The following is a 16348-nucleotide window of genomic DNA, read 5'->3' as shown; positions in this document are numbered from 1 at the left end:
ATTCCTAACTCAGGGTGAGGTGGTGGAGCTGTTTCAGTTCTCGGTCATCGGGATGCGGACGCCGCGCGTGGCCGCCGTGTCGATGGCGTGGTCGTATCCTGCATCCGCATGCCGGATGACGCCCATCCCGGGATCGTTGGTGAGAACTGCTTCGAGCTTCTTGGCTGCGAGTTCGGTGCCGTCGGCGATGCACACCTGTCCCGCGTGGATGGAGCGTCCCATACCGACGCCGCCGCCTTGGTGGAGTGAAACCCACGAAGCGCCGGACGCGGTGTTGACCAGGGCGTTGAGCAGCGGCCAGTCGGCGATCGCGTCGGACCCGTCGATCATCGATTCGGTTTCGCGGTACGGCGAGGCGACCGATCCGGAGTCGAGGTGATCGCGGCCGATGGCGATCGGTGCGGAGAGCTCGCCCGAGGCCACCATCTCGTTGAACTTGAGGCCGGCGAGGTGGCGCTCACCGTATCCGAGCCAGCAGATGCGAGCCGGAAGGCCTTCGAAGGCAACCTTTTCGCCGGCCATGGTGATCCAGCGGCGCAGGTGCTCGTTCTCGGGGAAGAGTTCGAGGATGGCCTTGTCGGTGGCCTCGATGTCCTTGGGATCACCCGAGAGCGCTGCCCAGCGGAAGGGGCCGAGTCCTTCTTCGAAGAGCGGACGGATGTAGGCGGGAACGAATCCGGGGAAGTCGAATGCACGGTCGTAGCCGGCCTTGCGGGCCTCGTCGCGGATGGAGTTGCCGTAGTCGAATACCTCGGCGCCGGCGTCCATGAATCCGACCATGGCCTTGACGTGTGCGGCCATCGCGTTGCGGGAATCTTCGGTGAACTTCTGCGGATCCTTCTCCGACATGGTCTTCATGTCGCCGAAGTCGATGCCGATCGGCAGGTAGGCGAGGGGATCGTGCGCCGAGGTCTGGTCGGTCACGATGTCGATGGGGGCCTTCATCTCCAGCAGCGCCGGGAAGATCTCTGCCGCATTGCCTTCGAGGCCGATGGAGAGCGGCTTCTTGGCATCGCGTGCCGCGGTCGCCAGTTCGAGCGCGTGCTCGATGCTGTCTGCCTTGGTGTCGAGGTACTTGTGGGCGATACGACGGTCGATGCGGGTGATGTCGCAGTCGACGCAGATCGCGACGCCGTCGTTCATAGTGACGGCGAGAGGCTGAGCGCCGCCCATGCCGCCGAGACCCGCAGTGAGGGTGATCGTTCCGGCGAGTGAGCCGTTGTAGCGCTTCTTCGCGATGGCGCCGAAGGTTTCGTACGTACCCTGCAGGATTCCCTGGGTGCCGATGTAAATCCAGGAGCCTGCGGTCATCTGGCCGTACATGGTCAGGCCGAGGTCTTCGAGACGGCGGAACTCTTCCCAGTTCGCCCAGTCACCGACCAGGTTGGAGTTGGCGATCAGCACTCGCGGTGCCCACTCGTTGGTGCGGAAGACACCGACCGGCTTGCCGGACTGCACCAGCATGGTCTCGTCGTTCTTCAGCGTCTTCAGCGTGGCGACCATGGCGTCGAAGGCAGCCCAACTACGCGCTGCGCGACCGGTTCCGCCGTAGACGACGAGGCTGTCCGGGTGCTCGGCAACATCGGGGTCGAGGTTGTTCATGAGCATGCGCAGGGCACCCTCCTGCTGCCAACCGAGCGTCGTGAGCTCGGGGCCGCGGGGAGCACGGACGGGGCGCGGCTCGTGGCCGGGGGTGCTGATTTCCATTGTGTTCTCCTAGCTTGCTGAAGTTCGAAAGACGTTGGGGGATCAGACGCGAGAGTCGGTCATCGCGGTGTGATCGGGGTAGATCATCGACGAAGGGGGATTGCTCGTGCGCTTGGCGAGTGGGTAATAGATCAGCCCGGTGAACACGATGCCGACCAGCCACGAGATGTCGGCGCCGCCGAGCATGTCCGTGACGGGGCCGGTGTACATCTTCTGGGCGAGGAACGGGATCTGGGCGAGAACGCCGGCGGCGTAGCAAGCCAATGCGGTGAAGTTCCATGCTCCGTACCGACCGTTGACGTCGTACAGCGCCGGAATGTCGATGCGTTCCTTGGAGATCAGGTAGTAGTCGATCAGATTGATCGCACTCCACGGCGTGAACACCATCAGCAACACCAGGACGAAGTTCTTGAAGTTGTCCAGGAAGTCGGCGCTGGCGGCGATGGCGATCAAGACCGAGACCGCAGTGAAACCGAGGATGTAGAGGGTGCGCGCGGTGCTCGAGATTCGCGACTGTCCGTTGAAGGCGGTGACGGTGGTCAGGATCGACATGAATCCGCCGTAGGCGTTGAGCACGTTCACCGTCAGCTTGCCGACCAGGATGACGAAGTAGATCAGGAAGGCGATGGCAGCGGGTCCGGCCAGATCTCCCATGAAGCCGACCTGGTTACCCAGGAACGCGTCGCCGGCGCAGGCCGCGACGAGAGCGCCGAAGGTCATGGACCACTGCGATCCGATGACACTACCGAGGAACGTCGACCAGAACGTGGTGCTCTCGGAAGTGCTGCGCGGCAGGTAACGCGAGTAGTCGGCGACGTACGGGCCGAAGGTGAGCTGCCAACCGGCACCCAGCGAGATCGCGAGCAGGAAGGTGACTATGTCGAAGCCCTTGATGCCGACGTACGAGGCGACGTCGTACTCGAGGAACAGTCGAACGGCCAGGTAGGAGAATCCGACGATGCCCACGACGGTGGCGATCCTGCCGACGATGTGGATCAGCTTGTAGCCGGTGACCGCGACGAATGCGGTGAGGAGACCGAAGACGACGATGCCGACGGTGGGGCTGTCGATGTGCAGGATCTTGTTGACGGCCTGTCCGGCCAACACGGTGCCGGTGGCAGCGAAGCCGAGGTACATCAGGATGACGAGAACAAGCGGTACGACTGCTCCCTTGACGCCGAACTGGGCGCGACTCGAGATCATCTGGGGGAGGCCCATACGCGGGCCCTGTGCGGAGTGAAGCGCCATGACAGCGCCACCGAAGATGTTGCCGATCAGAAGTCCGACGATCGCCCAGATGGCGTCCGCGCCGAATACGACGGCGAGAGCGCCGTCGACGATTGCAGTGATCTGCATGTTGGCGCCGAACCAGAGAGTGAACTGGCTGCGCGGGGTGCCGTGTCGTTCTGCATCCGGGACGACGTCGATAGTGCGTCGTTCCGGAGTGAGGATGACCTCGGCCGGTCCATCGTGAGTCATAGGCCTGTCTTTCTGCTGCGAGCCCGTCGAGCGACGGAATCGACGTCGGGGTATTGCCCACCTTCTTCGTGCTTGGTGCTTTGCGCCTTGTGCTTTGTGCGCTGGGTCACTGTCACTGCGGATGAATGTATATGCCTGTATATACAGGCGTCAATACCCGGGACCCGTTTTCGCGTAAATGCTGTGTAACACCGCGCGAGAAATCAGAAACCCTTACCCGGGTTGAGGATTCCGAGCGGGTCGAAGGCAGCCTTGATCGATCGGTGCAGTTGCATGCTGTCCTCGCCGAGCTCGAGAGAGAGCCAGCGACGCTTCAGAACGCCGACGCCGTGCTCTCCGGTCAGAGTTCCGCCGAGTTCGAGAGCACGCCGGAAGACCTCGTCCGCGGCGGTCCACACGGCTTCGGGGACCGAGCCGTCGGCAGTGCGGTCGAAGACGAAGGTCGGATGGACGTTGCCGTCACCAGCATGCGCGACAGTCATGATCTTGACCATGTACTCGGCGGCCGCTCGGTCGATACTCTCGAGCATGTCGGGCAGTTTCGACCGCGGGACCCCGACGTCTTCCACGAGACATTGCCCGAGTCGTTCGGAAGCCGGATAGGCGAGTCGACGAATCTCGAGTAGCTGTGCGGCTTCTGCCGCGTCCTGCGAGACGGCGACAAAATCGGCGCCCGCCCTCTCGAAGTGTTTCTGCATCGCCGCGGCTGCTGCGTCGGCATCGACCCCGTCGGCCTGTGCGATCAGCATCGCGGCGGTGTTGTCTTCCAACCCGATTCGTTTCCAGTCGTCGACGGCGCGCAGCGTTGCTCGATCGATCAGCTCCAGCAGGCTCGGCCCGATTCCGTCGCGAACGACCGCGGCAACCGCGTCCGCTGCGGAGCGGAGAGAATCGAAACTGCCGACGACGGTGACCGGTGCTCTCTTGGGCTTGGGCTGCAACTTCAGCGTGGCACTCGTGACGACTCCGAGTGTTCCTTCCGAACCGACGAGAAGACTGGTCAAGTCGTATCCCGCAACACCTTTGACGGTCCTTCGGCCTGTCCGCACGATCCGACCGTCGGCGAGCACAACCTCGAGACCCAGGACTGAATCGCGGGTGACGCCGTACTTCACGCAACGCAGTCCACCGGCGTTGGTGGCGATGTTTCCGCCGATCGTGGAGATCTCGAAACTGCTCGGATCAGGGGCGTACATCAGCCCGTACTCGTCTGCTGCTCGACTGATGTCGGCGTTGATCACCCCGGCTTCCACGACAGCGAGTTGATCGTCCGGATTGACCTCGAGAATCGAGCGCATGCGAGTGGTCGAGATGACCAGGCAGCCCTCGACGGCTGCCCCGCCGCCCGCCAAACCGGTTCCCGCACCGCGGGTTACCACCGGGACACGGTGAGCAGTAGCCCATTTCAGCGCCTCGGAAATGTCGGCCGCAGTTTCGGCGAGCATGACGGCCGCCGGATGGCCGGGTTCGGCGAGATGGGCCTCGTCACGGCGGTACGAGTCCATTACCGCAGGGTCGGTGATCAGGCGACTCGAACCGATCGACCGAGCAAGTTCGTGGACGGACATTCTTTTCTCCAGTCGGTCAAAGGTTGTGTGCGAGTGCATCCACAGCGGCGATCACGGCGTCTTCTGCTGCCCGCTCACCTACGGTCACCCGCACACCCTCGCCGGGGAACATCCGGACCGAGACACCCTGCGCGACGCAGGCCGCTTCGAGTGCAGAAGCTCTCTTGCCGAGAGGGATCCACACGAAGTTGGCACCGCTCGGGACCGTCTCGACGCCGCGCAGAGCCAATTGCTCACGTAGGTGAGAGCGACCCGCGGTCACCGTTTCGACTATCGAATCGGTGTGTGCCGGATCGGTCAGGGCCGCGCAGGCTGCGGCCTCGGCAACGGCGCTGAGCCCGAAGGGCGGTGCAGCGCTGCGAAGATCCGCTGCGATCGCCGAGTTGGTGACGGCATAGCCGGCACGAAGTCCGGCCAATCCGTAAGCCTTGGAGAAGGTTCGGAAGACGACGATGTTGGGAAAGGCTCGAAGCAGGTCGACGCCGTCGACATCGCTGGTCGCGAACTCCCGGTAAGCCTCGTCCAGAAGGATGAGGACGTCACCCGGGATCGAGCGGGCGAACGAGACGAACTCCGCGGTCGAGAACTCGCTTCCGGTCGGATTGTTGGGGTTGCAGACGAGTACTGCGCGGGTCTGCGGCGTCACGGCTGCCGCCATTGCACTCAGATCGTGCCGATGTTCGGAATCGAGTGCGACGGGGACACCGCTCGCCCCGGCGATTCCGATCAGTATCGGGTACGCCTCGTAGCTGCGCCACGGGTAGACGACTTCGGTGCCAGGGCCCGTGTATGCGGTCAATACCTGCTGGAGCAGTGCCAACGACCCGGCGCCGACCAGTACCTGGTCGTCGCCCACGCCCAGACGGTCGCTCAACCGGGCTATCAGTGTGTCGCCGAACAGCGACGGATACAAGTGCGAGTGTGAGGCCGCGAGATTGACGGCCTCGAGAATGGCCGCCGAGGGTGCAACCGTCGACTCGTTGCTCGACGCCCGCCACCGAACCTGCTCGAGGCCGGCGGCTTTGGAGTATCGAGGAAGCGCTTCGATTTCGGGTCGGGGGCGAGGCCTCAGCGCACCGGGCGCGCTCATGCCAGGGCGCCGATCGCGTTCTCCGCAGCCGCAACAAGTGCACCCGATGCCGCCAAGTCCACCGCGGCCTCGATCTCGGGGGACAGGAAGCGATCGGTACCCGGCCCCTGCACCTTCTCGCGCAGGGTCCGAAGGACGGCTCCGGTGGCGGGGGAGGGCTCGAGTGGGGAGCGCAAATCGATTCCTCTTGCTGCAGTCAGTATCTCGATCGCGAGAACTCGGGTGAGACCGTCGATGGACCGGCGGAGCTTGCGTGCACCCGACCATCCCATGGAGACGTGATCTTCCTGCATGGCCGAGGAGGGAATCGAATCGACACTGGCCGGGCTCGCGAGTCGCTTGAGTTCGGACACGATGGCAGCTTGTGTGTACTGCGCGATCATCAGTCCGCTGTCGACACCGGGGTCGTCGGCGAGGAAGGGGGTCAGACCGTGATTGCGTGCTACGTCGAGGAAGCGGTCGGTTCGGCGTTCGCTGATACCCGCGACATCCGCGGTCACGATGGCGAGGAAGTCCAAGACGTAGGCCACGGGAGCTCCGTGGAAGTTACCGTTGGATCGAACCCGTCCGTCGAGGGTGACAACGGGATTGTCGACAGCACTGGCCAATTCGCGCCCGGCGACGAGGCGGGCGTGATCGACGGTGTCGCGTGCGCCGCCGGCGACCTGCGGTGCGCACCGCAGTGAGTACGCGTCTTGAACCCTGGTGCAGTCAGGGCCCGCATGGCTGGCGACGATCGGGGAATCGGCAAGCAGACGCACCATGTTCGATGCGGCCGCGCCCTGGCCGGGGTGGGGGCGAAGCGCTTGGAGGTCCGCGGCGAACACCTGATCGGTGCCGAGCAAGCCCTCGACGCTCATGGCGGCAGCGATGTCGGCCAACTTGAGCAGATGATCGAGATCGGTGATCGCAAGGGCCAGTTGACCGAGCATCCCGTCGGTACCGTTGATCAGTGCGAGGCCTTCCTTCTCGGCCAGAACCACCGGTTCGAGACCATGGGCAGCCAATGCCGTTGCCGCATCGGTGAGTTCACCGTCGGCGGTGCGGACGGAACCTTCACCGATGATTGCCATCGCCACATGCGCCAGTGGTGCCAGATCTCCCGAGCATCCGAGGCTGCCGTATTCGTGCACCACCGGGGTGATGCCTGCGGTGAGTAGGTCGGCGTACGCCTGTGCGACTACAGGGCGCACTCCGGTTCGCCCGGTGGCGAGCGTCGAAAGACGCAGAAGCATCAAGGCCCGGATCACTTCGCGTTCGACTTCCGGTCCCGAACCTGCCGCATGTGAGCGGATCAGGCTGCGCTGCAACTGTGTCCGCAGATGCGCCGGAATGTGCCGAGTGGCAAGTGCGCCGAATCCGGTGGAAACTCCGTAGACCGGTGTGGGGTCTGCGGCCAGCGCTTCGATGCGTGCACGACTTTCGGCGATCGCGGCCAGTGATTCCGCGGTCAATGCAACGCCGTATCCGTTGCGCGCGACGTCGACGACGTCGGCGATGGTGACAGCGCCGATTCCGACCTCGATGGTTCGGGTGGCTGTCTGGGTGGCAGGGGTGGCGTTCATGGGACTCCAATGATGATGCGTGGCTATCTAACAAAGTCTTGTATACGAGACTCTAGTCTTGAATATGAGACGAAAACAAGGCCCACAGAGTGCGAAACGGAGAATTTTGTTACATGTCTGCGGTCGGGGTCTCCACCATTCGATCTCCGAGATCGGCGGAGAACTCGGCGCTGACGGTGCGCACTCGGTCGGCGATCAGGGCACTCTCCTCGGCCGATTTGGAGCCGGAGAGGAAGGTGACGCCGAGAGCTGCGACCGGACGACCGTCCCGTGTGATCACGGGGCTGGCGATGCAGTTGATCCCGGATGTCGTCGCATTCTCTTCGACCGCATATCCGCTCTCACGTGCTGCGGCGAGCAGTTCTCGCAGTTCGGCGAGCGTCGACGGTCCCGTTCCGGTCCGCGTCGGCCAGGTGTACCCCTCGTAGAGCGCGCTGATCTGTTCCACGTCCAGACGGCTCAGAATTGCCCGCCCGACTGCGGTGAGATGCGCCGGAAGGCGGGTCCCGATCTCGGTCACCAACCGAACGCCGGGCTTCAGAGGTTCACGTTTGTCGAGGTAGATGACGTCAGAACCCTGAAGTACCGCCAGATGGGAGGTCTCGTCGGTCGACTGAGTGAGTGCCAGCATGAATCGTTGGCCCTCACGGTGAAGTGGGCCGGACCGCATGTACGACGCACCGACTTCGAACGCCGAGACACCCAGGGTCCAGGCGCGTTGATCAGCCCAGTACGAGACGAACCGTCGATCCCGCATGACATTGAGGAGGTGATGCGTCGTACTCTTCGGCAGCTCGAGGGCGCTGGAGATTTCTGCCGTCGCCAGCGGCACACCCCGGCGGGCCAGGAGATCGAGCACGTCGAGCACGCGCTCAGCAGATTTCACGCGGCTCGTCGTCATATGGGGTGTGTCCTTACGGGTAGGGCTGAGGTGGGAGCGGGGAACCACATTGTCTCGGATACGAGACTGAATCGCCAAGTGCTCGGGGTGGTCAGGGAGTCTGGTTGCCGAGTTCCGCGGACAACCGGGCGCAGTGCTCCACCAAGACACGACCGTGGCTGGCGCAGACCTCGTCCGTCAGACGGAATGTCGGGCCGACGACGCTGAGCGCTCCGGCTATCTGACCGACCGCGTTGTAGATCGGCGCGGCAACTCCGGTCGAGTGATCCTCGATGGTGTCGTGCGCAATGGCGTACCCGCTCTCGCCTACCTTGCCGCTCAACGCTGCGCCGACGGCGGTGCCGTCCAGGGGAACGCTCTGGCCCACCCACCCCATGTGGCGGATCGCGTGCGTGCCCTCGATCTGATCGAGATACAGCGCAGTGTCTTTCGGTCCCTTCGTCGACAGGTAGGTCGACTCTCTCGTGGTTTCGGCGATGGCCTTCATCGCGGGCCGCGCTCTCGGCAACAGTTGATTGTCACCGAGTGCGCGAGCCCCGATCTGTAGTAGCCGCGGGCCGACGCGATAGACGTTGTCCTCGCCGCGGACGACGAACTCGGTTTGTTCGAGGCTTCTGATCAGGCGAAGCGCGGTACTGGTTGCCAGATCGGTTGCCTTGGCGGCGTCGCCGAGCGTCAACCCGCCGTGCTCGACGATCGCACCGAGAAGTTCGAACGTGCGATTCGCGCTGCGGGTCACGTCGCCGGGGGCCATGTCCTACTCCAAGTGCCGAGGGATGTCTGCGCTGAATCTATCGCGAGCCCGGCAGTACCTCACCGTGGTGCTCGTCCAGCAGGGGACTGCGGCGGACATCGGGGCGTCGGCTATCACCGAACACGACGGGTTGTCGTACGTAGGAGATTTTTCCTGCTACCGGGTGCTCGAACGATTCGACGACTCCGCGATACTCGGCCTGCGCGGAGGTGAGTGCCTGCTGGACGTCCCAGATTTCCGAGCCGGCGAGGCCCGCGTCGCCGAGAATACCGACCACGTCGGCGACGGTCTTTCCGGCAGCCCAGTTTTCGATCTCCTTGCGCAGTGCCGGTTCGTTCTCGGTCCGGGCGGTGTCGTCGGCAAATCGAGGATCTGCGATCAGGTCGACGCGATTCATCGTCTGCGCCAGCTTCTCGAAACCCGACTGGCTCGCAACCGCGAGGACGAAGAGTCCGTCGTCGGCCTTGTAGGTGTCGAACGGTGTTGACACCGGATGACGGTTGCCGACGCGTGGGGGAGTGAGCCCGGTGGATTGCAGTTGGCTGTGTGCTGTCGGCAGCATGGCGAGCATGCTGTCGAACATCGCGACGTCAAGGTGCTGCCCGAGTCCGCTCGCCCGTGCACTCAGCAGGGCGGTACTGATTCCCCAGGCGGCGAACAGCCCGGCGACCAGGTCTCCGAACGACTCACCCAACCGTGTCGGCCCGGATTCCTCCGAACCGGTGATGCTCATGATGCCCGAAAGAGCCTGGACTACAAGGTCGTAGGCGGCGGCTCCGGACATGGGCCCGTCCTGTCCGAAACCGGAGATGGACGCGTACACGATCCGCGGATTGCGAGCCCGCGCAGCCTCGTAGTCGATTCCCAGGCGCTTGGTGACTCCCGGGCGAAAGTTTTCGACGACGACGTCGGCGGTCTCGATGAGCGTTAATAGCGCCTCACGGTCCTCGTCGTTCTTGAGGTTGAGTGCCACCGAACGCTTGCCACGATTGAGCACGTTGAAGTAGATGCTCTCGCCGTCGCGGAACGGGCCGAGGTGCCGAGAGTCTTCACCGTGTTCGGATTCGATCTTGACGACGTCCGCACCGGCGTCGGAAAGCAGTGCGGTGCAGTAGGGTCCGGCAAGGACGCGCGAGAGGTCGATGACCCGGATGCCGTCGAGTGGGGGAAGTGCAGTCATGTCCGCGCCTTTCAGAACTCGGTGGAACGCGGCGACGGAGCATTGCCGGCAATGGTGAGCAACTGGATCTGCGAGGTGCCCTCGAAGATGCGGAGAATGCGGCAATCGCGGTACAGGCGTTCGATTTCCGATTCGCGCATGAAACCTGCGCCACCGTGGATCTGTACGGTTTGATCGACGATCGAGAAGCAGGCTTCGGTGGCGACGTACTTCGAAATCGATGCGGCGCGGCGGATGTCCTGACCGGCGTCCTTGACGTCGGCGGCCCAGTCTGCGGTGACGCGTGATGCGACAAGTTGCGCGTCGCAGCCACCGAGGAGTAGCTGGATTGCCTGGAAGTCGAAGATCGGCGTGCCGAACTGCTTTCGCTCCGTTGCGTACTCGCGTCCCAGTTCCCAAGCGCGCAGAGCGATGCCGTTTGCCATTGCCGCTACGTCGATGCGTGCTCGGTTCAGGGCGGTCAAGGCAATGTTGCCGCCGCGACCTTCGGTGCCGATCACGGAGTCGAGCGGCAGAACGACGTCGTCGAGGTAGACGGTGTACGTCGGGGCCGAACGAATTCCCATCTTGTCCTGCGGCTCCGAGTAGCTGATTCCCGGAGTTCCCTTGGGGACGACGAAGGCGGTGATGCCTCGGAATCCTGCGCTCGGGTCCGTCTTGGCGAAGAGCACGACCAGGTCGGCTTCCTTGGCGTTGGAGATGTACGTCTTCGATCCGGAGAGATGCCAGCCGTCGTCCTCGCGTCGGGCGACGGTACGCATCGAGGCGATGTCGGAGCCGGCATCGGGTTCTGTGAGTGCAAAGCCGGCCAGTAGTTCGCCCGACGCGAGTTGAGGCAACCAGCGATGCTTCTGCTCTTCGGAGCCGCCGACGAGAATCGGCTCGAGGCCCAGGTAGTGCGCGGTGTAGATCGATGCCAGCGCGGCGTCGGTACGTGCAACTTCTTCGATGGCGACCAGTTGGGTTCGTGTCGACAGACCCAGCCCACCGAATTCCTCGGGCACGGAAATGCCCATGAGGTCCTGCTGCCCGAGGCGCTTGACCAGCTGCGCCGGGAACTCCTTGGACTCGTCGCGTGCGGCTGCTCCTGGGTGGATCTCGGCGTTGGCGAAGGCTCGGACAGTGCTGCGGAACTCTGCGAGATCGACGCTGTCGGTGTCGGGCGCGGTCTGGGTAGTCACGGGGGCTCCTTCGAGGCGGAATAGTTACGAATTTCATCTAATGAAATCTAATTGCCACTAGTTGGCATGGACTGACTATGGCCGAGGGTGGCGAATTTGTCCAGGGGTGAATTTGTTGTGTCGCGGCTCACGTTCTGCAATGATCAACTTGTCTAAGCCTGTATAGACAAGTTGATTGCGGATCGAACCCACTACAAGTCGGAAGCAGCGTGGCTTTCGGCGGAAGGTGCTGACATGAGCCTCGTTTCAGTCGACACGACACCGGACTCCGAGAATGTGAGGAGGGTGTCCAGTACGTATTTCGAGGGCTTGTCGGCGGACCGATACGCTGCGCTCGCCGAAGACCGCAAGCTGGCGATTGTCGCCGCGCACATGGACCTTTCGCGTCGACGAGGACACAACTCGTCGATCTCGCGACTCGCGCCGGCCGGGGAGTTAGGGGATGGCCCCGCGATTCAATACGTCGGCGACGACATGCCGCAGCTCGTCGAAGCGGTCTTGGCGACACTTGCCCGTGCCCGCGTGGAACCTGAATTCGTGGTGCACCCCGTGCTTCGCACAGCCGTACAACCGGCGCACAGCACCGAAGACGCCCGGGCCGGGGAGCGCACCGAATCATGGATCCACATAGGACTACCCGCACACTGTTCGGACGCGCAGGCGCAGGTGATCGCGGACGACGTCGCCGGAATCCTCGACCGTATCGCGCGTGCCTTCCGCGATTCCGTGCCCCTGCGGGACCTCGTCGACGAGGCGCGCGAGCAACTGGACTCGAACGGCTACGCCGAAGAAGCTGACTTTCTCCGGTGGTGCAGCGCCGGAAACTTCAGTGTCATCGGTGGTGCGCGAACTGTCGACAGTGACGAGCCGTACGCCATCGGCGTGCTCCCCGATCCAACCGGCTCTTCGGATTCGAAAGCGGCGCCCCTCGCGATTGCAGTGGTGTACCTCCGGCAAGGGTTCGGTGGATCCGAATACGCCACCGAGATCGACGTGTCCGTCGGCGACCGTGCGTACCGATTCGTCGGGTTCTTCACCGCGACCGGTATCGTCGCCGACGTCAGGCGAACCCCGCTCGTGCGAGGACGCGTCGCAGACATCTTCGAGGCCTCAGGATCCACCGTCGATTCGTTTGTCGGACAATCGATGCTGGCAGTGATTCAGTCGATTCCGGTCACAGTGCTCCTGGCGGCCGAGCCGGCCCGAATCGCGGACGCGCTGGACGAACTCACTTCCGTGGACGGCCGCACATCGATCCATCTGTTCTTGCAACCGGTGGGAAGTTCCCCGGCGACAGGGCGAGATCAAGAGTTGTCGGCTTTGCTCTTCGTTCCGCGAGAGAAATTCAGTACGACGATCAGAACAACGGCCGAGTCGGTACTCGCCGACGCACTCGGTGCCCACAATATCGAGTTCTCCAGTCGAGTCTCGGAATCCCCCTTGGCCGTCGTACATTTCACGGCCACAGTCGGCGGCGGCGCGAACTTCGCGTCGGCGCGACAAGCACGGGAGATTCGGGACCTCGTCGTCGACGCGTGCCTGACGTGGGACGAACGATTCGTTCTGGATGCTTCGCACTACGACGAGCGGCGCAGGCGTGCTCGGTTCGCCGAGCGCGTTCCGGTGGCATACAAGCAGGATTTCGACGCTGTCCGAGCCGCCGAGGACATGGCGGTGTTCGAGGGCCTCGCGCCCGGAGAAGTAAGTCCACGGTTGGCCCGATCTGTCGACGGACCGGGTACTCACCGTCTCGGGCTGTACGTCTCGGGTGATCCGCTCTCGCTGGGCGAGGTGCTGCCCGTATTGCAGAGCCTGGGCGTCGAAGTGGTCGACGAGCGTCCGTACGAGATCGCACCGGTGGGAACCGAACAGTCCAGGATCTACGAGTTCACGCTCGACTATCCGAGTGCTCCGGTCGAAGGCTTCGACAACTTTGCCGCGCGATTCGCGGCGACGTTTGCCGCGGTTCGAAACGGTGACGCCGAGCCGGACTCGTTCAACGAATTGGTCGCGATCGCGGGACTCGGCTGGAAACAGGTAGTGGTGCTGCGGGCATACGCGGAGTTCTTGCAGCAAGCGGGATTTCCTTACAGCACCGGTCGCGTCGCCGAGGTACTTGCCGATCATCCCGAGATCGCCGGCAGATTGTGCGAATTGTTCGAGAGCCGTTTCGATCCTGGCGTCGTCGACGGAGATCGAGGTGCACGTGCAGCAGCGGACGTGGAAACGGCCGTGGCGCAGGTGCAAGGACTCGACGCCGATCGGATCCTGCGCGCATTGTCCGAACTGGTCCGTAACACGTTGCGTACCAACTATTTCGTGTATCCCACTCAATCGCTCGGCGCGCTCTCGTTGAAGTTCGATTCGGAGAAGCTGTCCGTATTGCCTTTCCCTCGACCGAAGTTCGAGATATTCGTGTACTCACCCGATGTAGCAGGTGTGCACCTTCGTTTCGGTACGGTGGCTCGCGGCGGCTTGCGCTGGTCGGATCGGAAAGAGGACTTTCGCACCGAGGTACTGGGATTGGTGAAGGCGCAGGCAGTCAAGAACGCAGTCATCGTGCCTGTCGGAGCGAAGGGCGGATTTGTCGTCAAACGCCCACCGGTTCCAGGGCGGGGCGCAGACGCAGACCGAGAAGCTGCGTTGGCGGCCGGGATCGATTGCTACCGATCCTTCATTCGCGGACTACTCGATCTGACCGACAACGTCGACAAGCAGAGCGGGGCCGTTGTCGCGGCGCGGCGGGTCGTTCGCCACGACGGAGACGACACGTATCTTGTTGTCGCCGCGGACAAGGGAACTGCGAAGTTCTCCGACATCGCGAACGAGGTTGCCGCGGAGTACGGATTCTGGCTCGGCGACGCCTTCGCGTCCGGCGGGTCGGTCGGCTACGACCACAAAGCCATGGGTATCACGGCCAAGGGCGCCTGGGAAAGTGTCAAGCGGCACTTCCGTGAGCTCGGCGTCGATACCCAGCACGATGACTTCACCGCGGTGGGGATCGGAGACATGAGTGGCGACGTCTTCGGCAACGGTATGTTGTGCAGCAGGCACATTCGCCTGATCGCGGCGTTCGATCATCGGCACGTGTTCGTCGATCCGAACCCGTCGCCTGAGCGCTCGTACGACGAGCGATCACGTCTCTTTGCACTCCCACGATCCTCGTGGGCCGACTACGACCCGACCTTGATCAGTGCCGGCGGCGGAGTGTGGGAACGCTCGGCGAAGCGCGTTCCGATCAGTGACGAGATACGAGAGGCACTGGGCCTCGAGGACGACGTCACCGAACTGACTCCACCGCAACTGATTCGGGCGATTTTGCGGTCCCCGGCAGATCTGTTGTGGAACGGCGGCATCGGAACGTACGTCAAGGCCTCCGGTGAGTCCGACCTAGAAGTCGGCGACAAGAGCAACGACGCCGTTCGGGTGAACGGCAACGAAGTGCGTGCCCGAGTGATCGGTGAAGGAGGCAATCTCGGCCTCACCCAGGCCGGACGGATCGAATACGCACGCGGCGGTGGACGGATCAACACAGACGCCCTCGACAATTCGGCCGGAGTCGATTGTTCCGACCACGAGGTGAACATCAAAATCCTTCTCGACTCCCTGATCAGCTCAGGCGTCGTCACGGACTCACGTCGTGACGCACTACTCGAATCGCTGACCGACCAGGTCGCAGAACTCGTTCTCGCAGACAACCGTTCGCAGAACGAACTGATGGGTACCACGCGGGCGGATGCGGGGGCGATGATCGGTGTGCACGGCAGAGTGATTTCCAACCTCGAATCGCGCGGGATCGTCGACCGTGTCATCGAAGGGTTTCCGACCAAGAAGCAGTTCGCCGCGGCCGAGAAGTCGGGAACGGGGCTGACGTCGCCGGAACTCGCCACACTGATGGCCCACGTCAAGCTCGATCTGAAATCCACGCTGTTGGCGGGAAGCTCGATCGACAACCAGATCTACCGCCAGGTGCTGGCGAACTATTTTCCGGAGGGCGTTCGAGTTGCAGGGGGTGACGCCCTCGACCGGCACCCACTTCGTCGCGAGATCGTCGCGACAGTGCTGACGAACAACGTCATCGATCGAGGCGGCATCACCTATGCGTATCGGCTCGGTGAAGAAGTCGGCGCTGATCCGGAAGACGCAGTACGTGCCTTCACTGTGGTCTCCGAGGTGTTCGGACTGTGGGGGTTGTGGCACGCCATCAGCGAAGCCTCGATCTCGACCGCAGTGTCCGACGAGTTGATCCTGCTCACCAGGCGACTGCTCGACCGGGCGTCACGGTGGATGCTGACACGTCGTCCGCAACCGCTGGCCGTCGGGGCCGAGATCAGCAGATTCGGTGATCGCATCGCGGAGGCGTCGGCAGAGCTCGATGGCTGGCTGGTAGGCGCAGATCAGCGGAACCTGGCTGCGCGAACGGTCCTCATCACGGACAAAGGCGCGCCGGAGAACCTGGTCAGACGAGTGGAGATATTGCTCGATCAGTTCGGACTGCTCGACGTGGTGGAGATCGCGGACCTCGCCGATCGGACGATCTCGGAGACCGGCGAACTCTATTTCCGGCTCGGTGAGCATGTTGGGCTCGTCCCGATGCTCAATCGAGTGTCGGCATTGAGCAAGGACGGAAAATGGAACGCGTTGGCGAGGTTGTCGTTGCGGGACGAGTTGTACTCGACGGTGCGGGCCCTGACCCTCGACGTCTTGGCCGACGCGGAAGCGGGTGACACGACAGCGGAAAAACTCTCGAGGTGGGAAGAAAGGAATGCGTCGAGAATCGAGAGGTCCACTCTCGCGCTCGCAGAGATCGAGGCATCCGGGCAACACGATCTTGCTGCGCTTTCGGTTGCGACGAGCCAATTGCGGCGCATGGTGGGTTAGGTCCGGCGCGGACGCTCTCGGATGGATCGGAAAGGTGCACGA

10 protein-coding genes are annotated in these 16348 nt (G+C 63.2%); 1 reads left to right on the top strand and 9 read right to left on the bottom strand.

The genetic code is table 11. The annotated features are described in order from the left end of the window. Window positions 1-33 precede the first annotated feature (33 nt). From hutU to AC1Q6C_RS05085, 9 genes are all read right to left on the bottom strand, one after another. Window positions 34-1707 (bottom strand): urocanate hydratase, encoded by a 1674-nt coding sequence (gene hutU / locus AC1Q6C_RS05125; RefSeq protein WP_007732742.1) that lies wholly within the window; start codon window positions 1705-1707, stop codon window positions 34-36. 42 nt (window positions 1708-1749) lie between these two features. Further along, window positions 1750-3186: a purine-cytosine permease family protein gene (locus AC1Q6C_RS05120; protein ID WP_003940251.1), complete on the bottom strand. Its 1437-nt coding sequence runs from the start codon at window positions 3184-3186 to the stop codon at window positions 1750-1752. A 203-nt stretch (window positions 3187-3389) separates the two neighbouring features. Then, window positions 3390-4754, bottom strand: coding sequence for an FAD-binding oxidoreductase (locus tag AC1Q6C_RS05115; protein ID WP_065455844.1), 1365 nt, complete (start codon window positions 4752-4754; stop codon window positions 3390-3392). 16 nt (window positions 4755-4770) lie between these two features. Next, window positions 4771-5844, bottom strand: coding sequence for a histidinol-phosphate transaminase (locus AC1Q6C_RS05110; RefSeq protein WP_003940619.1), 1074 nt, complete (start codon window positions 5842-5844; stop codon window positions 4771-4773). Further along, entirely contained in the window at window positions 5841-7409 is a 1569-nt protein-coding gene (hutH, locus tag AC1Q6C_RS05105) for a histidine ammonia-lyase (protein WP_007732730.1), read from the bottom strand. The genes AC1Q6C_RS05110 and hutH overlap by 4 nt, the downstream gene beginning before the upstream one ends. 109 nt (window positions 7410-7518) lie before the next feature. Further along, a complete protein-coding gene (locus AC1Q6C_RS05100) occupies window positions 7519-8310 on the bottom strand; it encodes an IclR family transcriptional regulator (RefSeq protein ID WP_042448445.1) in 792 nt (263 codons plus the stop codon). A gap of 91 nt (window positions 8311-8401) precedes the next feature. Beyond that, the gene (locus AC1Q6C_RS05095; RefSeq protein WP_030536970.1) at window positions 8402-9064 is read right to left on the bottom strand and encodes an IclR family transcriptional regulator; all 663 of its coding nucleotides are present in this window, start codon (window positions 9062-9064) and stop codon (window positions 8402-8404) included. Between the two features lie 37 nt (window positions 9065-9101). Further along, window positions 9102-10244: a CaiB/BaiF CoA transferase family protein gene (locus AC1Q6C_RS05090; RefSeq protein WP_003940060.1), complete on the bottom strand. Its 1143-nt coding sequence runs from the start codon at window positions 10242-10244 to the stop codon at window positions 9102-9104. Window positions 10245-10255: 11 nt separating this feature from the next. Beyond that, the gene (locus AC1Q6C_RS05085; RefSeq protein ID WP_007732726.1) at window positions 10256-11425 is read right to left on the bottom strand and encodes an acyl-CoA dehydrogenase family protein; all 1170 of its coding nucleotides are present in this window, start codon (window positions 11423-11425) and stop codon (window positions 10256-10258) included. Between the two features lie 234 nt (window positions 11426-11659). Here AC1Q6C_RS05085 and AC1Q6C_RS05080 point away from each other — a divergent pair, with 234 nt between their 5' ends. Then, complete coding sequence (locus tag AC1Q6C_RS05080) at window positions 11660-16306, top strand: NAD-glutamate dehydrogenase (protein ID WP_492666407.1); 4647 nt, start codon at window positions 11660-11662, stop codon at window positions 16304-16306. Window positions 16307-16348 lie beyond the last annotated feature (42 nt).

It is taken from the genome of Rhodococcus sp. MT28, from assembly GCF_058792695.1.
This window is presented reverse-complemented; position numbering and strand designations above follow the sequence as displayed.